Source organism: Phytobacter diazotrophicus (assembly GCF_052061655.1).
GTDB classification, from domain to species: domain Bacteria; phylum Pseudomonadota; class Gammaproteobacteria; order Enterobacterales; family Enterobacteriaceae; genus Phytobacter; species Phytobacter diazotrophicus.
This window is the reverse complement of sequence record NZ_CM125428.1, coordinates 5583542-5601576: the sequence shown is the minus strand read 5'-3', so window position 1 is coordinate 5601576 and position 18035 is coordinate 5583542. Positions and strand designations below refer to the sequence as shown.

The following is an 18035-nucleotide window of genomic DNA, read 5'->3' as shown; positions in this document are numbered from 1 at the left end:
TCTATTTCCGAATAGGCAGGAACACCGAGAACTCGGTATGGCCTGGCCAACTGGTGAATTCAATTTTGCCAGAGTGTTGATCAATCAAACTTCGTGCGATAGATAACCCTAAGCCAGTACCGCCTTCACGCCCGCTCACCATCGGGTAAAACAGCGTGTCCTGCAGGTTTGACGGAATACCAGGCCCGTTATCTTCCACATCAATACGTGCCGCAAGGCGATAGCGAACGCCGTGCAGAGTGAGCTGAAACGCGGTGCGGGTACGCAGAATAATTTCGCCGCCCTCAGGTCCCAGCGCCTGGAGTGCGTTGCGAACAATGTTCAGTAGCACCTGTTCAATCTGATCGGGATCGTGTGCCAGCTCCGGCAGGCTCGGATCATAGTCGCGCACCAGGGTGACGTTATCGGGTAATTCCATCGACACCAGTTTCACGACACGTTCAGCAACTTTATGAATGCTTTCTGTTACGTGCATACCGGGCTGTTGTGGCCCAAGCAGTCGGTCCACCAGGTTACGCAGACGGTCGGCCTGCTCGATGATGACTTTGGTGTATTCCAGCAACGAAGGGTCAGGCAGGGCTTTGCTTAACAACTGCGCCGCGCCACGTAAGCCTCCGAGCGGGTTTTTGATTTCATGCGCCAGGCCGCGTACCAGATCGCGCGCTGCCACTTGCTGGGCGTGCTGGAGCTGTTCCTGGCTCAGGCGTCGCTGATTGTCCATTGGTGCCATCTCCAGAAGGATGAGGCCCTCAGGCAACCGTTGCGCCGTTAACGAGAGAATATGTGAACGTCCGTCGATAACGAGGGTGACTTCATTGTCCGTAAAGCCTTGTCCGGCATCGAGACTTTCCCGCATCAGGACGATATTGAGCGAGAAATAACTCAGCAGGTCCGGCAAAGGCGTACCGAATAACTTACGGGAACTTTGCGCCAGAAGTTGTTGTGCCGCCGGGTTGGCGTAATGTACCGCCAGCTCGTCATCAACCAGCAAAATGCTGTTGATTAAAGAATTGAGGATCTGCCCAGCATCGGGCAACGAGCCACTTGCCATCCAGCAGTCTCCCAAAGAATGCACTGTTTTAGTGCAGTATAGCGTTTTATAAGTAAATAAGGCGGTAATTCAGGTTGTTGGTGGAGAAAAAAGCCCATCTAGGATGGGCTGAAAGTTTCCACGGCAACAAAATATCCTATGTCTTTCTCGCTACAGCGGCGTTGGCTTCCTTCGCTTACCCCGGGAGCATAGAACTCTATGCTCCCGGGGATTCACTCAATCGCCGCCTTGCCGTAACAAGAAATCCCTCGGATTTAAATTATTAAACGCTGTAGTACAGCTCGAACTCTACCGGGTGCGGCGTCATGCGTACGCGGTCGTTTTCTTCGATACGCAGAGCGATGTAAGCATCAATTGCGTCGTCGGTGAATACGCCACCCGCAGTCAGGAACTCGCGGTCTTCGTTCAGGCAGTTCAGTGCTTCTTCCAGAGAGCCTGCAACCTGCGGGATTTCTTTCGCTTCTTCAGCTGGCAGGTCATACAGGTTTTTGTCCATCGCTTCGCCCGGATGGATTTTGTTCTTGATGCCATCAAGACCAGCCATCAGCAGCGCTGCGAAGCACAGGTACGGGTTAGCAGCCGGGTCCGGGAAACGCACTTCAATACGACGCGCTTTCGGAGATGCAACCACCGGAATACGGATGGAAGCTGAACGGTTACGGGCAGAGTAAGCCAGCATAACCGGTGCTTCGTAACCCGGGACCAGACGTTTGTAGGAGTTGGTAGTCGGGTTAGACAGGGCGTTGATCGCTTTAGCGTGTTTAATAACGCCGCCGATGTAGTACAGCGCCTGCTCAGACAGACCAGCATATTTGTCGCCAGAGAACAGGTTTACGCCGTTCTTGGACAGAGACATGTGGCAGTGCATACCGGAACCGTTATCACCGAACATCGGTTTCGGCATAAAGGTTGCAGTTTTACCGAAACGGTGCGCAACGTTGTGAACCACATATTTGTAGATCTGAATTTCGTCTGCTTTTTTGGTCATGGTATTGAAGCGGGTTGCCACTTCGTTCTGACCAGCAGTTGCAACTTCGTGGTGATGAGCTTCAACAACCAGGCCCATCTCTTCCATTACCAGACACATAGTGGAGCGCAGGTCTTGTGCGGAGTCCACTGGTGGAACCGGGAAGTAACCACCTTTAACAGCCGGACGGTGACCTTTGTTACCGCCTTCGTATTTGGTGGAGGAGTTCCATGCGCCTTCGATATCATCGATAGCAACGTGGGAACCGGAAATAGAGCTGCCGAAGCGTACGTCGTCGAACAGGAAGAACTCTGGCTCAGGCCCGAACAGAACGGTGTCTGCGATGCCTGTTGCGCGCAGGTATTCTTCAGCGCGTTTTGCGATGGAGCGCGGGTCGCGATCGTAGCCCTGCATGGTGCCCGGCTCGAGGATATCGCAACGGATGATCAGAGTCGGTTCTTCGTAGAACGGGTCAATGACAGCGGTAGAGGCGTCCGGCATCAGTACCATGTCAGATTCGTTAATGCCTTTCCAGCCACCAATCGAGGAGCCATCAAACATCTTGCCTTCTTCAAAGAAGTCAGCATTTACCTGATGAGCTGGGATCGTGACGTGCTGCTCTTTACCTTTAGTGTCGGTGAAGCGCAAATCAACAAACTTGACTTCGTGCTCGTTCAGCATCGTCAAAACGTGTTCAGCGGACATACTTAAACTCTCCCGGATTTATCATTGTCGTCGTGGTAACGAGGTCTACAATTACGGCGCTAACCTGTCGTTGTTGCCATGAAAAAGATAAAGCGAAATCTATGCCAACTTTTAAATGTCACTAAAAAGGCGCTATTATGCGCACCATAGTGCAAAAGGGCTGCACCACAATGGTTATGTTGCACCAATTCAGTGCTTTCATGTGAACATTGAGCACCGAATTGGTGCGATTTTAGTTGAGCAGCCCGATTTCGCTTCGTGAAAATGATCACAAAGCAACCCTGCAATACTTGTTTGCGGGGGATGTTTGTGATCCTGTTTTGTAGTGCGATTAATCCGTGTACAATAACGCGCTATTTCTAAATGCCTGAGGCAAAGTTGTGATCGAAAATCTGCGTAACATCGCCATCATCGCGCACGTTGACCATGGTAAAACTACCCTGGTTGATAAGCTGCTGCAGCAATCCGGTACGTTTGATGCGCGTGCCGAAACTCAAGAGCGAGTGATGGACTCCAACGATTTGGAGAAAGAGCGTGGGATTACCATCCTGGCTAAAAACACCGCTATCAAATGGAATGATTACCGTATCAACATCGTTGATACCCCGGGGCACGCCGACTTCGGTGGTGAAGTTGAACGTGTCATGTCCATGGTAGATTCCGTTCTGTTGGTCGTTGATGCAATGGATGGTCCGATGCCGCAGACGCGCTTCGTGACCAAAAAAGCCTTTGCTCATGGCCTGAAACCGATTGTTGTTATCAACAAAGTCGACCGTCCGGGCGCACGTCCTGACTGGGTTGTCGATCAGGTATTCGACCTGTTCGTAAACCTTGACGCTACCGACGAACAGCTGGACTTCCCTATCGTTTACGCTTCTGCGCTGAACGGTATCGCGGGTCTGGATCACGAAGATATGGCGGAAGACATGACGCCGCTGTATCAGACCATCGTTGATCGCGTACCGGCACCAAACGTAGACCTTGATGGCCCGCTGCAGATGCAAATCTCCCAGTTGGACTACAACAACTACGTTGGCGTCATCGGTATCGGCCGTATCAAACGCGGTAAAGTGAAACCGAACCAGCAGGTCACTATCATTGATAGCGAAGGCAAAACCCGTAACGGTAAAGTCGGTAAAGTTCTGACCCACCTGGGTCTGGAGCGTATCGAGAGCGATATCGCAGAAGCGGGCGATATCATCGCGATCACCGGTCTGGGCGAGCTGAACATCTCTGACACCATCTGCGATACGCAGAATGTTGAAGCACTGCCGGCACTGTCTGTTGATGAGCCGACCGTAACCATGTTCTTCTGCGTAAACACCTCTCCGTTCTGTGGTAAAGAAGGTAAGTACGTTACCTCTCGTCAGATTCTTGACCGCCTGAACAAAGAGCTGGTACACAACGTCGCGCTGCGCGTAGAAGAAACCGAAGACGCTGATGCATTCCGCGTTTCCGGTCGTGGTGAGCTGCACCTGTCGGTGCTGATCGAGAACATGCGTCGTGAAGGTTTCGAGATGGCGGTTTCCCGTCCGAAAGTTATCTTCCGCGAAATCGACGGCCGTAAACAAGAGCCGTTCGAAAACGTCACGCTGGACGTCGAAGAGCAGCACCAGGGTTCTGTGATGCAGGCACTGGGTGAGCGTAAAGGCGACCTGAAAAACATGAATCCAGATGGCAAAGGCCGCGTACGTCTCGACTACGTTATCCCAAGCCGTGGCCTGATCGGCTTCCGTTCTGAGTTCATGACCATGACCTCTGGTACGGGTCTGCTGTACTCCACGTTCAGCCACTACGACGACATTCGTCCGGGTGATGTGGGTCAGCGTCAGAACGGCGTACTGATCTCCAACGGTCAGGGTAAAGCGGTTGCGTTTGCACTGTTCAGCCTGCAGGACCGCGGTAAGCTGTTCCTGGGCCACGGCGCAGAAGTTTACGAAGGTCAGATCATTGGTATTCACAGTCGTTCTAACGACCTGACTGTAAACTGCCTGACCGGTAAGAAACTGACCAACATGCGTGCGTCCGGTACTGACGAAGCAACGGTTCTGGTTCCGCCGGTTAAGATGACTCTGGAGCAGGCTCTGGAGTTCATCGATGATGACGAACTGGTAGAAGTTACCCCGACCTCTATCCGTATTCGTAAACGTCACCTGACGGAAAACGATCGTCGTCGCGCTAACCGTGGTTCTAAAGAAGACTAATCTTCTTTTTTAACCAGATACGTGATGCCGGGCGGGCGTAATGGCCAGCCGGAAAAAAGCCGCTGCTCTCAGCGGCTTTTTCTTTTGCTGAGTACGTACCACCTGATAAATGGGATCTGCTTTTTTCATCATCGTCTGTTCGGGAACCTCTACCCATCACAATCCTGTTGCTTGCCAGCGCGGGCAAACTATTCAACTTCTGACTTTCCCGCTACAGTTAACTTTCCACGGAAAATAAGGAGAGAGAGATGCTCTATATCTTTGATTTGGGTAACGTGATCGTTGATATCGACTTCAATCGGGTGCTGGGCGTATGGAGTGACTTTAGCCGCGTGCCGCTTGCGACGCTCAAACAAAGTTTCACGATGGGCGAGACGTTCCAGCTTCATGAACGGGGTGAAATCAGTGATGAAGATTTTGCCAAAGCGCTCTGTGAAGAGATGTCTATGTCGTTAAGCTTTGAGCAGTTCGCAACGGGCTGGCAGGCGGTTTTTGTCTCCCTGCGTAAGGACGTTATCAGCATCATGCAAAAACTGCGTGAGCAGGGGCACCGCGTGGTCGTGCTCTCCAATACCAACAGTCTTCATACCACGTACTGGCCGGATCAATACCCGGAAATTTTGGCTGCCGCCGACCATATTTATCTTTCGCAAGACATGGGGATGCGTAAGCCGGAAGCACGCATCTACCAACGTGTTCTCGAACTGGAAGGCTATAGCGCTGATAATACTGTCTTTTTCGATGATAATGCCAATAATATAGAAGGGGCTAACCAGTTGGGGATCACCAGTATTCTGGTGACGGGTAAGAACACCCTCCCTGACTATTTTGCGAAGCAGTTATGCTGAAATTTATTCGCCATAAAACGAAACACCATACGCGACCCATTTGGTCGTGGCTGAAATTACTCTGGCTGCGTATTGATGAAGACCACATGACAACACTGGCGGGAAATCTCGCCTATGTTTCGTTGCTTTCATTGGTGCCACTCATTGCCGTTATCTTTGCGTTATTTGCCGCTTTTCCGATGTTTTCTGAGGTTAGCATCCAACTGCGTCACTTTGTTTTTGCTAATTTTATTCCGACTACCGGCGATGTGATTCAACGCTATATCGAACAGTTCGTTGCCAATTCAAGCAAAATGACTGCCGTTGGAGCTTGTGGGTTGGTGGTCACCTCATTGCTGTTGATGTACTCCATCGACAGCGCACTTAATTCTATCTGGCGCAGTACGCGCGTGCGTCCACGGATATACTCCTTTGCTGTCTACTGGATGATCCTGACGCTGGGGCCGCTGCTTGCCGGGGCAAGCCTGGCGATAAGCTCCTATTTGCTCTCTCTGCGTTGGGCCAGTGGGCTCAATGGCGCGATAGATAATATGCTGCGCGTTTTCCCGCTCATTTTGTCGTGGATCTCTTTTTGGTTGTTGTACAGCATTGTACCAACCACCCGCGTGCCCAATCGTGATGCAGTGATTGGTGCTTTTGTCGCCGCTCTATTGTTTGAAGCGGGGAAAAAAGGGTTTGCGCTTTATATCACCACATTTCCTTCTTACCAGCTCATTTATGGCGTGCTGGCGGTGGTCCCGATTTTGTTTCTGTGGGTCTACTGGACATGGTGTATCGTCTTGCTTGGCGCTGAAATAACTGTCACTCTCGGTGAATATCGACGATTAAAAAAAGCCGCAGAACAAGAAGAAGACCAACCATGATTGCATTGATACAACGTGTATCCCAGGCCAGCGTTACCGTGGCGGGTGAAGTGACGGGCGAAATCGGTCCGGGACTTTTGGTGTTGTTAGGTGTCGAAAGGGAAGATGACGAGCAAAAAGCGAACCGCCTGTGCGAGCGCGTACTGGGGTATCGTATTTTCAGTGACGCTGACGGCAAGATGAACCTCAATGTTCAGCAGTCCGGCGGCAGCGTGCTGGTGGTGTCACAATTTACGCTGGCGGCGGATACCGAACGCGGCATGCGTCCTGGCTTTTCCAGAGGGGCCGCGCCGGAAAAGGCGGAGGCGCTGTATGACTATTTCGTCAGTCGCTGCCGTAGCCAGCAGATAGAAACACAGACCGGACGATTCGCCGCGGATATGCAGGTATCGCTGGTTAATGACGGCCCCGTAACGTTCTGGTTGCAAGTATGAGCCAGCTTGCGGAGTTGCCACGGGTAACAAGAGAGAATACAGCTATGTATCACCTTCGCGTACCGCAAACAGAAGAAGAGCTAGAGCTTTACTACCAGTTCCGTTGGGAGATGCTGCGCAAGCCATTGCATCAACCTAAAGGTTCCGAACGTGACGCCTGGGATGCCATGGCCCATCATCAAATGGTTGTGGATGAAGAAGGCGAAATCGTTGCCGTTGGGCGGTTATATATCAATGCTGATAATGAGGCTTCGATCCGTTTTATGGCCGTCCACCCCTCCGTACAGGATAAAGGGCTCGGCACGCTGATGGCGATGACGCTGGAGTCTGTCGCGCGTCAGGAAGGTGTGAAGCGGGTGACCTGTAGCGCACGTGAAGATGCGGTAGAGTTCTTCGCAAAACTGGGTTTTATCAATGAGGGCGAAATCACTGCCCCGCAAACCACACCGGTGCGCCATTTCCTGATGATCAAACCCGTGGCGACGCTGGATGATATTCTGCATCGCGGCGACTGGTGTGGGCAGTTGCAGCAGGCCTGGTATCAGCATATTCCACTCAGCGAAAAGATGGGTGTGCGCATTCAGCAGTACACCGGTCAGAAATTTATCACCACCATGCCGGAGACGGGCAACCAGAACCCGCACCATACACTGTTCGCCGGAAGCTTGTTTTCGCTGGCGACGCTAACGGGCTGGGGGCTTATCTGGTTGATGCTGCGCGAGCGGCATCTGGGCGGGACGATTATTCTTGCCGATGCGCATATCCGTTACAGCACGCCAATCACGGGTAAACCGAGCGCAATTGCCGATCTCGGCTCTCTGAGCGGTGACCTCGACAGACTGGCTCGCGGGCGTAAAGCGCGTGTTCAGTTGCAGGTTGAACTGTTTGGCGACGATAAACAGGGTGCCTTGTTTGAGGCGGTTTATATCGTGTTACCCGCTAAACCTTATGGCGCCTATGAAGAAGGCGGCAACGAAGAAGAGTGATTAGCGAGTCCGGCGCCCGCGCCGGGCTCGACCCAGGCAAAATAAAGCTATTCAGCAAAGTAAAACCACGCGGTTTTAATCAAGCCATCCTGAATCTCATACACCGCCATATTCTCGATAACCTGCTCGCCGATGCCATAGATTTTTTCGTGATCGAACACCTTATTGCCCATCACGGTGCGGCTAAGCAACTCCGCCCTCAGCGCCGGGTTGTTAAAACGATGCTGGCTGTAAAATGCGCGCAGTGCTTCCCGACCACGGGTGGAAGGGGATGTGGCTGGCATACGCCATGCGGTAAAATCTTCGCTAAAACAGGCCACGAACATCTCAATGTCATGGGCGTTATAAGCGGCAAATTGTTTTTCGACGGGCGCAACGATGGACATGGTGTTTCCTTGTTTAGTTAAGGGGTGTTTCTTCCTTTCAGCTATCTCTTGCAGCGTTAATGAACTTTCGCCGCTACGCAAACCTTCATTAAGTTCTCAATGTGGTAACGCTCTCAACCGCCATGCCACATCTCTTATCGCCCCGCGAGCTGTTTTGCTGATGCCGGCAAGCTGAAAGAAACCGTGAATCACCCCAAGATGGTGCTGGCAGGAACATGCCACCCCTTGCTCGGTCAGCCGTTGAAACAACGCTTCGCCTTCATCGCAGAGCGGGTCATATTCGGCAGTAAGAATATGCACCGGAGGAAGACCGTTAAAATCATCGCGCCAGAGCGGGCTGGCTTCCGGATGCATGGGATCCGTGTCACCGAGATATAGCTCGTAGCCGCTCAGCAGCGCGTCACGGGTAATCACATAGTCCTCGCCGTTGCTGGTATAGCTTTCAAAATAGGCGGTGGCATCGAGCATTGGATAAATCAGGATCAATTGAGCGGGTTGCCATGCCTGCGCTGCTTTAAGACGAAGTGCCGTAACCAGTGCCAGATGACCACCCGCGCTGTCTCCTGCGAGGGTGATTTTTTGCCGATCCACGCCCAGCTCATCGGCGTATTGCCAGATAATCTCTGCCCCTCTGTACGCGTCATCATGCGCGGCAGGAAAGGGATACTCCGGGGCCAGACGATATTGCACCGCAATCACCCGGCAGCCGCTATGAAAAGCGAGCTGGCGCAACTGGTTGTCATGTGTGGCAAACTCGCCGCTGATAAAGCAGCCGCCGTGGTAATAGACAAGCGTTGACAATGGGCCGGCTGCCTCAAGCGGGGAGATAACGCGAAACGCCATACCGTCGAGATGCACATCTTCTACGTTTACCCGGGTTTCCGTTTCGCCCGCCAGCACGGTACTGGCGATGTAGCCCGCCCTCCGTTCATCAATACTTTTATCTCGCGAGGATGGTCGCCCGGCGGCAATAAACTCCCTGACCAGCTCTGCAATTCCGATTTCCAGCGCCATTACCACATCTCCATTCTGTATATATATCCAGTGTTATAACCTGGATTGACGTCGGTGGGAAAGGTGATTTTCAGGAGGCGAGTGAATCTGGAAAGTGTCTCGCAAAGATGAAATACAGGCAGAAAGACGCCTTATTCATGCACAGGTTAGATTGCAGAGCGGAGCGGTAAACTGTGGCAAGAATATGGCATGACGCTGCCAGACGCCATAATCCTGGCGACAGCGCAGATTCATCGCCGTGAATGAGTGACGCGAAATACACGTGATTTTGCCGGTGTAGCGGGAGTGATCACACCGTATCAACTGTCGCCGGGCGTATGCGCAACCCGGCACAGATAATGGCGCTTACTCCCCTTCGCCCGGGAAGAGGAATGGATTGATGGAACTGCGGGCGAACCCTTCCTGTTCCATGCGGGCATCGAGCACCAGCGAAGCTAAATCATCGGCAACAGGCTCCACATTCGGATCTTTTTCCTGATACAGAATCTTCAGATAGGTGCCGCAATCGCCACAGCTTTCGGCTTTGATTGCCGCCTTCTCGTTGTCCAGCGACCAGTAGTGTAAGTCGCGAGTCTGCTCGCAGTTGCTGCATTTGACGCGCACCACGTGCCACTCGGTTTCACAAAGATTGCAGTGCAGATAGCGCAACCCCTGAGTTGTGCCGATATGCACAACGCTTGAAACAGGTATCGATCCGCATACCGGACAGAACTGACGCTGCTCGCCATATTCCGCACGGGCTTTGCCGGGGATCAGGCTGGCCATTTGCGACCAGTAGAGAGAAAGCGCAGCCCAAATAAACGGCGCTTTATCACTGCTCACCGCGCTAAAATCAGACGCAAACAGCGCGCTGGCCATCTGCTCCAGCTCCTGTTCGGAGGATTTTTCCAGATTTTCAATGACGGCCAGCGCAGGCCCACTCATTTCCGGTTTGAGTTCGGCAATGAGGGAGTGCAGCAGCCGGTGCCAGTGCTTATCGCGCGGCAGGACATGGATATCCAGCGGCGGCTTGCCCTCAGCGGCGGCCTGTTTGATACGTGCTGTCAGATCGATTTCCAGCGGATGGTCGTACAGCACCACCTCCTGGGCATGGGCGATCAGCGCGGCAAAACGCAGGTAATCACCCAGCGGATTGTGCTCTGCTAACGTGCGCAGGCGTTCTGCCCGGCGGTTATAGAGATTTTTCAGTCTGGGGAATAATAACGGCGGAATCACTTCCGCCGTGCGTTTCTCGCTCTTCTCCAGCTCGTCTTGCGGGATTATGCGAATACTCATTCCGTCGTTTTTTCCTCTTTCTGGCGGACTTCACGGTACCAGCGCGGGTGATGTTTCTTCGCCCACGTTTTGGTTACCCAGCCTTCCACCATGGCGGTTATCGTGCCCTTCACCCATAGTGCGGCGTAGATATGCACCATAATAACCACAATTAACGCTACTGCGGCAAACGAATGAACCATAATCGCGATTCGAATGACCGGGATAGAGAAAACGGGTGCGAAGTACGGACGCCACATGATGATGCCGCTCACCAGCAACAACACCAGGAAGAGAATCGCCGCCCAGAACACACATTTCTGGCCGAAGTTATAGCGCCCGGTATCACCCACTTCCTCGTTGACGACGATCTTACGAATATTCTTCGCCCAAAAGATATCATCCCGATTGATTAGGTTGTGATGCCAGTAGCGGAAGAACATGATGATGAACGACGCGAACATCACCACCCCAACAAACGGGTGCAGAATACGCGCTAACTGCGGCGTACCCAGAATATGCATCAGCCAGTTAAAGGATGGGAAAAAGAATCCCAGCCCGCTCACCGCCGCCAGCACGAAGCAGAAGGCGGTGACCCAATGGTTGATGCGTTCCGGCGCCGTGTAGCGCACGATGGTGTCACGTCTTTTCATTTGCGCACCTCGTCTTTCTCTTCATGCAGATTGTCGTCTTCTTCCTCTGCGCGGTTTGGACCGACACCGACGTAGTGGAAGATACTGGCTGCAAATGTCGCTGCAAAACCCACAGCGGCCAGCGGCTTCCAGATACCTTTCCAGAACTTCACGGTTGCGCTGATTTCCGGGTTTTCCGGCAGGCCGTGATACAGATTCGGCTTGTCGGCATGGTGCAGCACGTACATGACGTGTGTACCACCAACGCCAGCCGGATCGTACAGGCCCGCATTGTCATAACCCCGAGTTTTCAGCTCCGCCACGCGTTCGCCTGCCAGCGTTTTCATATCCTCTTTGCTACCAAAGTGGATAGCGCCGGTCGGGCACGTTTTCACGCAGGCCGGTTCCTGACCGACGGTAACGCGGTCTACGCACAGCGTACATTTGTAGACGCGGTTGTCTTCCGGGTTTAGGCGCGGCACGTTGAACGGGCAGCCTGCAATGCAGTAGCCGCAGCCAATACACTGTTCAGACTGGAAGTCGACAATCCCGTTGGCATACTGAATGATAGCCCCTTCTGAGGGACATGCCTTCAGACAACCCGGATCGGCACAGTGCATGCAGCCGTCTTTGCGGATAAGCCATTCCAGTTTATCGTTCTGCTCTACTTCGGAAAAACGCATGACTGTCCATGACTTAGCGGTCAGGTCAGCCGGGTTATCGTAAACCCCGACGTTATGTCCCACTTCATCACGAATATCGTTCCACTCCGAGCAGGCTACCTGACAGGCTTTACACCCAATACAGGTGGTGACGTCGATAAGCTTCGCCACCTCCTGCTGGTGATCCCGCGCCTGTGGCGCGGGGGTAAAACCGTTAGTGGCGGAACGACGGATAATATCTTGAGATTGGTAAGCCATAATTCGTCTCCGCTATACCTTTTCCACATTCACCAGGAAGGCCTTAAACTCCGGCGTCTGGGTGTTTGCGTCACCGACAAACGGGGTAAGGGTGTTCGCGATAAAGCCTTTCTTCGCCACGCCTTCATAACCCCAGTGAATGGGAATACCGATGGTATCCACCTCTTTGCCGTGTACGTTCAGTGTGCGAATACGCTTGGTCACCACAGCCTTGGCTTTGATATAGCCGCGGTTGGAGGAGACTTTCACGGTATCGCCCTGGACGATACCCAGCTTGCCCGCCAGTTTTTCACCGATTTCCACAAACTGCTCCGGCTGTGCGATCGCGTTCAGCAATGCGTGCTTGGTCCAGTAGTGGAAGTGTTCGGTCAGGCGGTAAGTGGTGCCGACATACGGGAATTTATCCGCTTTACCCATCGCGGCCATGTCGTCTTTAAAGACGCGCGCGGCCGGGTTCGAGACCACATTCGGGTGCAGCGGGTTAGTGCCCAGCGGTGTTTCAAACGGCTCGTAATGTTCCGGGAACGGCCCTTCCGCCATCTTATCGATAGCGAACAGGCGGCCCATACCTTCCGGCTGCATGATAAACGGCCCCACATCGCTGCCCGGTGCTGCAGTGCTGTAGTCCGGGATATCCGCGCCGCCCCATTTCGCCCCGTCCCATTTCAGGAGCTGGCGTTTCGGATCCCACGGTTTACCCTGCGGGTCAGCGGAGGCGCGGTTATACAGGATGCGACGGTTAAGCGGCCATGCCCATGCCCAGCCGAGCGTATTACCAAGGCCTGACGGGTCGGCATTATCGCGTTTGGCCATCTGGTTGCCATCCGGCGTCCAGCTACCGGCGAAAATCCAGCATCCGCTGGAGGTGGTACCGTCGTCACGTAACTGGGCGAACGAACTGAGCTGCTGACCTTTTTTCACGAGGACCGTATTGGTAACCGGATCGATAATATCCGCCAGCGCCTTGCCGTTACTCTCCATTGCCACCTCTTCCGAAGCCGGTTCGTGTGGTGTGGAGTAGTTCCAGGTCATGCTCAGCACCTGTTCAGGGTTAGCACCGCCCTCTTCGGCGTACATTTTGCGCAGGCGCAGGAAGATGCCCGCCAGAATCTCACCGTCGGTGACCGCTTCCCCCGGCGCATCCTGACCTTTCCAGTGCCATTGCAGCCAGCGGCCGGAGTTCACGATGGAGCCGTTCTCTTCGGCAAAGCAGGTGCAGGGCAGGCGGAACACTTCGGTCTGGATTTTCGATGAATCAACGTCGTTTGACTCGCCGTGGTTCTGCCAGAACGTGGAGGTTTCCGTATTCAGCGGGTCGATGGTCACCAGGAATTTCAGTTTCGACAGTGCCGCCACGACTTTGTTTTTGTTCGGGAACGATGCGACCGGGTTGAAGCCCTGACAGATATAACCGTTCACCTGACCTTTAAACATCATGTCGAAATACTGCAGGACGTCGTAACTCTTATCCCACTTCGGCAGCAAGTCGAAGCCCCAACTGTTTTCTTTCGTCGCTTTTTCGCCATAAAAGGCTTTCATCATCGAGACGAAGAATTTCGAGTAGTTGCCCCAGTAGTTGACCTGACCCTGCAACAACGGTTTTGGCGTGTTTGCCGTCAGGTAGGTTTGCAGATCCGTCTGTTTCTCGCTTGGTAGCGTCATATAACCCGGCAGGCTTTGCGACAGCAGGCCTAAGTCGGTCAGCCCCTGAATATTGGAGTGGCCGCGCAGGGCGTTAACACCGCCGCCCGCCATCCCCATATTGCCGAGCAGCAATTGGATCATCGCCATGGTACGGATGTTCTGCGCACCAACAGAGTGTTGCGTCCAGCCCAGCGCGTACAGGAACGACGCTGTTTTGTCGTGAGCGCTGGTTTCCGCGATGTATTCACAGACTTTCAGGAAGTCCGCTTTTGGCGTACCGCAGATGTTTTCCACGACCTCTGGCGTATAGCGAGAAACGTGTTGTTTCAGTAAATTCCACACGCAGCGTGGATGGGTAAGGGTGGTATCGCGCTTAGCGAAGCCCTGTTCATCCAGCTCATAGTTCCAGCTTGAACGGTCATATTTGCGTTTTTCCGCGTCATAGCCGGTAAAAAGGCCATCTTCGAAGCCGAAGTCCTCACGCACGATCAGGCTGGCGTTGGTGTAGGCTTCGGTGTATTCGCGGTTGTATTTCTCATTTGTCAGCAGATACAGCAGAACCCCGGAGAGGAAAGCGATATCCGTCCCGGAACGAATAGGCGTGTAAAAGTCCGCGACCGAAGCGGTACGCGTAAATCGAGGATCGATAACGATTAATTTGGCGCCATTATGGATTTTTGCTTCCATCGCCCAGCGGAATCCCACCGGATGCGCTTCAGCAGCGTTCCCTCCCATCACGATGATGAGATTGGCGTTTTTCATATCTACCCAGTGGTTGGTCATCGCACCGCGACCAAATGTTGGAGCAAGACTTGCTACCGTTGGTCCGTGTCAGACACGCGCCTGGTTATCCACGGCGAGCATGCCGAGGGCGCGGGTAAATTTCTGGGTTAAATAACCGGTTTCGTTACTGGATGCGGAGGCGCACAGCATACCGGTGGAGAGCCAACGGTTGACGGTAGTGCCTTCGGCGTTTTGCGCGATGTAGTTGGCATCGCGGTCTTTTTTGATCAGTTTTGCGATGCGATCAAACGCGTCATCCCAGGTGATTTGTTGCCATTTGTCGGAGCCTGGCGCACGGTATTCTGGATATTTCAGGCGGCTTTCTGAATGAATAAAATCCACCAGACCTGCACCTTTCGGGCAGAGCGCGCCACGGTTAACCGGGTGATCCGGGTCGCCTTCGATATGGAAAATAGATGCTTTGGCGTTTTTCGCGCCGTCGCCGAGGCTATACATTAAAAGCCCACAGCCGACAGAACAGTATGTACAGGTATTTCGCGTTTCACGGGTGCGCAGTAATTTGTATTGCCGCGTCTCCGCCAGTGCTACGCTTGGGGCAAAGCCCAGCGCCGCTGCCGTTGTACCTGCCATACCGCCAGCGCAGATCTTAAAGAACTGCCTTCTGCTGACCTGCATGGTTTGCTCCTTGTTTCGACATTGTCACGAGGTTTTTTTTACTTTGCGGTCGTCGCCGCAAAGGTACAAAATTGCTGTAAATCCCCTGGCCCAAAAGGGGTATGACTCAGAATACCACATTGCGGTTACGCCTGTTTTAATTCGGTTAATACAACGTGAACAAAATCCATACTGAACAATACGAAGTTGCTACTCAGATCACAGGTTCCCGCCAGGTCGCACTCTGGAAGCGCGATGATCTGCAACATTCTCGTCCCGATGTGTTAGCGGAGGAAGTGCCTGTTGCGCTGGTTTATAACGGCATTTCTCATGTGGTGATGATGGCCTCCCCCAAAGACCTGGAGTGGTTTGCCGTCGGTTTTTCCCTCTCCGAAGGGATTATCGAAACCCGTCAGGAAATTTTTGGTATGGAGGTGGTGCCGTCCTGCAATGGTCTGGAAGTGCAGATTGAGCTTTCCAGCCGTCGGTTTATGGGGCTAAAAGAGCGTCGTCGCGCGCTGGCCGGGAGGACAGGGTGTGGCGTGTGCGGCGTTGAGCAACTGAACGATATTGGCAAACCCGTCGCACCACTGCCGTTTACGCAGACATTTGATCTGGCAAATTTGGACCAGGCGCTGGCGCATCTCACCGATTTCCAGCCGATTGGCAAACTTACGGGCTGTACCCATGCGGCCGCCTGGATGCTACCTTCCGGGCAACTTGTGGGTGGGCATGAGGACGTAGGGCGTCACGTGGCGCTGGATAAGCTGCTTGGTCATCGCGCCCATGAAGGGGTGTCCTGGCAGACGGGAGCGGCGCTGGTCTCCAGCCGCGCGAGCTATGAAATGGTGCAGAAATCCGCCATGTGCGGCGTGGAAATTCTGTTCGCCGTTTCCGCTGCGACCACGCTGGCCGTTGAGGTTGCTGAGCGCTGCAACCTGACGCTGGTGGGTTTTTGCAAGCCGGGCAGGGCAACGATTTATACCCATCCGCAGCGTTTGATTTCGGGTTAAGATGTAAATCAGTTTTTTTGAATGTGGAGAGCAAATTCTTCCGCTTTTTGTTGATGAGGTTCAGGTCTAGTATTTATTTCATCGAGGCAAAACGCCTCACCTCAACAAACATTCAGAAGGGTTTATATCATGAAAAGCATCAAAACTTTTGTCGCAGTTATCGCTCTGGCTTCTTCTTTCGGTTCATTCGCTGCACAGACAGTGACCGCAACCTCCTCCACAATGGACGGTGCAGAAGCGAAAATCGCCGCTCAGGCTCAGCAGGCTGGTGCCTCTTCTTACCACATCACCGAAGCTTTCACCGGTGACCGCGTGCACATGACCGCAGAACTGACCAAATAAGCGTAACACTGTCGAAAGAGCGCCTGCGGGCGCTTTTTTCGTTTCTGATGTTTTATTGCACGTCAGGCATGAATTGTTTTCAACGTATTGATGATGTCAGGTTGTTGTTCGAGCAGGCGTAACATTTTTAACGCAATGCCCGAGGGAAACCTGCGTTGCTGCTCCCAACTGCGCACAAGATCCACGCTCAAACCAATTGTATTGGCAAATTCCGCTTGTTTCATTCCAGCGTTTTTACGAATTGCTTTCACGTCAGGTAATGGATGACGATGGACGTGCTCAGGCGCAGGAGTACGGCGGCCTTCCTCTATCTCGACCATCTCCTGTAAGCTGTTAACCAATTGGGTAAACAATGCCTTATCCATAAACTTCTCCTCTTAAGGTTAATGACAAATTGTTATGACCACTGTTGAGACAATGTTTTTAAAAGGATTTTCTCTGACTCAGTAAGGTCATCTTTGACATTTTTCGGGTAAATGAGAACCAGATAGACTCTGCCGCTGGCGAGCTTGATGTAGTAAATCACTCTAACACCACCTCGTTTTCCCATACCCTGCCGACTCCAGCGGATCTTTTTGCATCCGCCAGTGTGGCTGATAGTGTCGCCATATTCATGGTTGTCGAGTAGAAAGCTTTGCAGCTCCTGAAATTCATCATCATCCATAAGTGCCCGACGGGCCTTACTGAATGTCGGCGTCTCAATAAACTCCATGTACTCCATTTGTTGCCTCCCTGGCGCTCGCCCCTTTATTTTATTCGTACCGCGTACTAAAAACCATTTTTATTCGTACCTGGTACTTTTTTTGTAAACGCTGCTGCATATTTTCTGGTGTTACCCGCCCACCGCCACACCTCTCTTTAGCCGCCAGTACGAAACCAACGTACTCAGCATAAACGTGCTTTCCATGGCTATTGCCATGGGGGAGCCCGCCAGAACATTATTGATAAGCCAGCACAGGCTGCCGCCCAGGGTGATCAGCCGTAACCCCGCTGCCGTTGGCTGAAATGCGGCAATCGTCATGAATAAACTGCCCGCTAACGGGAAGATATCCGTCGGGTGTTGCCAGGTCAGTCCGCTGCATAGCACCGACGCACAGAGAAATCCCCCTTTCACTCTTTGGCTTGTGGTGACGATTGCCAGCAGGTATCGGCTGGCGGCCAGCGCCATCAATCCACAGGCACTGCTTTCACCGAGCAGCCAAAAATGGAAAGCCAGCAGGCTGGTAGAACAGGCGAGCGTCAGCAGAGAACACTGTCGACGGATAAACTGAAAGGCCAGCAAATCCAGGCCAAACGACAGGCCCGCCAGGATCTGTGAGAGGAAAAATGGGGTCATCGCATTGCCCGCAGAGAGAAAGAGGGGGCAGCATAAGA

Annotated in this window: 19 protein-coding genes and 1 pseudogene; 8 read left to right on the top strand and 12 right to left on the bottom strand. The window is 53.0% G+C overall.

The features are described from left to right. Position 1: 1 nt before the first annotated feature. Together glnL and glnA are read right to left on the bottom strand one after the other, a co-directional pair. Positions 2 to 1051: a nitrogen regulation protein NR(II) gene (gene glnL, locus ACS0RQ_RS27095; protein WP_039077371.1), complete on the bottom strand. Its 1050-nt coding sequence runs from the start codon at positions 1049 to 1051 to the stop codon at positions 2 to 4. Between the two features lie 262 nt (positions 1052 to 1313). Beyond that, positions 1314 to 2723 (bottom strand): glutamate--ammonia ligase, encoded by a 1410-nt coding sequence (gene glnA / locus ACS0RQ_RS27090; protein WP_039077370.1) that lies wholly within the window; start codon positions 2721 to 2723, stop codon positions 1314 to 1316. 380 nt (positions 2724 to 3103) lie between these two features. Here glnA and typA point away from each other — a divergent pair, with 380 nt between their 5' ends. After that, positions 3104 to 4927 (top strand): ribosome-dependent GTPase TypA, encoded by a 1824-nt coding sequence (gene typA / locus ACS0RQ_RS27085; RefSeq protein WP_039077369.1) that lies wholly within the window; start codon positions 3104 to 3106, stop codon positions 4925 to 4927. 9 nt (positions 4928 to 4936) lie between these two features. On the opposite strand, the gene ACS0RQ_RS27080 is transcribed toward typA, so the two are convergent. After that, on the bottom strand, positions 4937 to 5059 hold the full coding sequence (locus tag ACS0RQ_RS27080) for a hypothetical protein (RefSeq protein ID WP_271850497.1): 123 nt from the start codon (positions 5057 to 5059) through the stop codon (positions 4937 to 4939). Between the two features lie 116 nt (positions 5060 to 5175). Here ACS0RQ_RS27080 and yihX point away from each other — a divergent pair, with 116 nt between their 5' ends. The 4 genes from yihX to fabY are packed head-to-tail and all read left to right on the top strand — an operon-like array spanning position 5176 to position 8058. After that, the gene (yihX, locus tag ACS0RQ_RS27075; protein ID WP_271850496.1) at positions 5176 to 5775 is read left to right on the top strand and encodes a glucose-1-phosphatase; all 600 of its coding nucleotides are present in this window, start codon (positions 5176 to 5178) and stop codon (positions 5773 to 5775) included. Continuing rightward, positions 5769 to 6638: a virulence factor BrkB family protein gene (locus ACS0RQ_RS27070; protein ID WP_039077367.1), complete on the top strand. Its 870-nt coding sequence runs from the start codon at positions 5769 to 5771 to the stop codon at positions 6636 to 6638. Before yihX ends, ACS0RQ_RS27070 begins: the two co-directional genes overlap by 7 nt. Then, positions 6635 to 7072, top strand: coding sequence for a D-aminoacyl-tRNA deacylase (gene dtd / locus ACS0RQ_RS27065; RefSeq protein WP_047372414.1), 438 nt, complete (start codon positions 6635 to 6637; stop codon positions 7070 to 7072). The genes ACS0RQ_RS27070 and dtd overlap by 4 nt, the downstream gene beginning before the upstream one ends. A 44-nt stretch (positions 7073 to 7116) precedes the next feature. Beyond that, entirely contained in the window at positions 7117 to 8058 is a 942-nt protein-coding gene (gene fabY, locus ACS0RQ_RS27060) for a fatty acid biosynthesis protein FabY (protein ID WP_039077365.1), read from the top strand. A gap of 47 nt (positions 8059 to 8105) precedes the next feature. Here the strand turns inward: fabY and ACS0RQ_RS27055 are convergent, their stop codons facing one another. Continuing rightward, positions 8106 to 8444, bottom strand: coding sequence for a nuclear transport factor 2 family protein (locus ACS0RQ_RS27055; protein WP_108702255.1), 339 nt, complete (start codon positions 8442 to 8444; stop codon positions 8106 to 8108). Between the two features lie 96 nt (positions 8445 to 8540). Next, positions 8541 to 9458 carry an alpha/beta hydrolase gene (locus tag ACS0RQ_RS27050; RefSeq protein ID WP_271850495.1) on the bottom strand — a complete coding sequence of 306 codons (918 nt, stop codon included), beginning with the start codon at positions 9456 to 9458 and terminating at the stop codon, positions 8541 to 8543. A gap of 150 nt (positions 9459 to 9608) precedes the next feature. On the opposite strand from ACS0RQ_RS27050, the pseudogene ACS0RQ_RS27045 reads away from it, so the two are divergent. Further along, positions 9609 to 9797: pseudogene (locus ACS0RQ_RS27045) on the top strand (PIN domain-containing protein); the annotation flags it as partial. Between the two features lie 6 nt (positions 9798 to 9803). Here the strand turns inward: ACS0RQ_RS27045 and fdhE are convergent. Genes fdhE through fdnG form a run of 4 tightly spaced genes read right to left on the bottom strand, consistent with a single transcriptional unit; the run spans position 9804 to position 15327 of the window. Next, positions 9804 to 10733, bottom strand: a complete 930-nt coding sequence (gene fdhE / locus ACS0RQ_RS27040; RefSeq protein ID WP_271850494.1) for a formate dehydrogenase accessory protein FdhE — start codon at positions 10731 to 10733, stop codon at positions 9804 to 9806. After that, the gene (gene fdoI / locus ACS0RQ_RS27035; RefSeq protein WP_039077361.1) at positions 10730 to 11365 is read right to left on the bottom strand and encodes a formate dehydrogenase cytochrome b556 subunit; all 636 of its coding nucleotides are present in this window, start codon (positions 11363 to 11365) and stop codon (positions 10730 to 10732) included. Before fdoI ends, fdhE begins: the two co-directional genes overlap by 4 nt. After that, complete coding sequence (gene fdxH, locus ACS0RQ_RS27030) at positions 11362 to 12264, bottom strand: formate dehydrogenase subunit beta (protein ID WP_039077360.1); 903 nt, start codon at positions 12262 to 12264, stop codon at positions 11362 to 11364. The genes fdoI and fdxH overlap by 4 nt, the downstream gene beginning before the upstream one ends. 12 nt (positions 12265 to 12276) lie before the next feature. Continuing rightward, the gene (gene fdnG / locus ACS0RQ_RS27025; RefSeq protein WP_132440615.1) at positions 12277 to 15327 is read right to left on the bottom strand and encodes a formate dehydrogenase-N subunit alpha; all 3051 of its coding nucleotides are present in this window, start codon (positions 15325 to 15327) and stop codon (positions 12277 to 12279) included. 155 nt (positions 15328 to 15482) lie between these two features. Between fdnG and fdhD the strand changes: the two genes are divergently transcribed. Both fdhD and ACS0RQ_RS27015 read left to right on the top strand, forming a co-directional pair. Next, a complete protein-coding gene (fdhD, locus tag ACS0RQ_RS27020; protein ID WP_271850493.1) occupies positions 15483 to 16319 on the top strand; it encodes a formate dehydrogenase accessory sulfurtransferase FdhD in 837 nt (278 codons plus the stop codon). A 129-nt stretch (positions 16320 to 16448) separates the two neighbouring features. Next, positions 16449 to 16661, top strand: a complete 213-nt coding sequence (locus ACS0RQ_RS27015) for a YdgH/BhsA/McbA-like domain containing protein (RefSeq protein WP_039077357.1) — start codon at positions 16449 to 16451, stop codon at positions 16659 to 16661. 62 nt (positions 16662 to 16723) lie between these two features. On the opposite strand, the gene nadS is transcribed toward ACS0RQ_RS27015, so the two are convergent. From nadS to ACS0RQ_RS27000, 3 genes are all read right to left on the bottom strand, one after another. Next, positions 16724 to 17026 (bottom strand): NadS family protein, encoded by a 303-nt coding sequence (nadS, locus tag ACS0RQ_RS27010; protein ID WP_039077356.1) that lies wholly within the window; start codon positions 17024 to 17026, stop codon positions 16724 to 16726. Positions 17027 to 17058: 32 nt separating this feature from the next. Next, the gene (locus ACS0RQ_RS27005) at positions 17059 to 17382 is read right to left on the bottom strand and encodes a type II toxin-antitoxin system RelE/ParE family toxin (protein ID WP_039077355.1); all 324 of its coding nucleotides are present in this window, start codon (positions 17380 to 17382) and stop codon (positions 17059 to 17061) included. A gap of 111 nt (positions 17383 to 17493) precedes the next feature. Then, positions 17494 to 17997: a YgjV family protein gene (locus ACS0RQ_RS27000; RefSeq protein ID WP_271850492.1), complete on the bottom strand. Its 504-nt coding sequence runs from the start codon at positions 17995 to 17997 to the stop codon at positions 17494 to 17496. Positions 17998 to 18035: the final 38 nt, after the last annotated feature.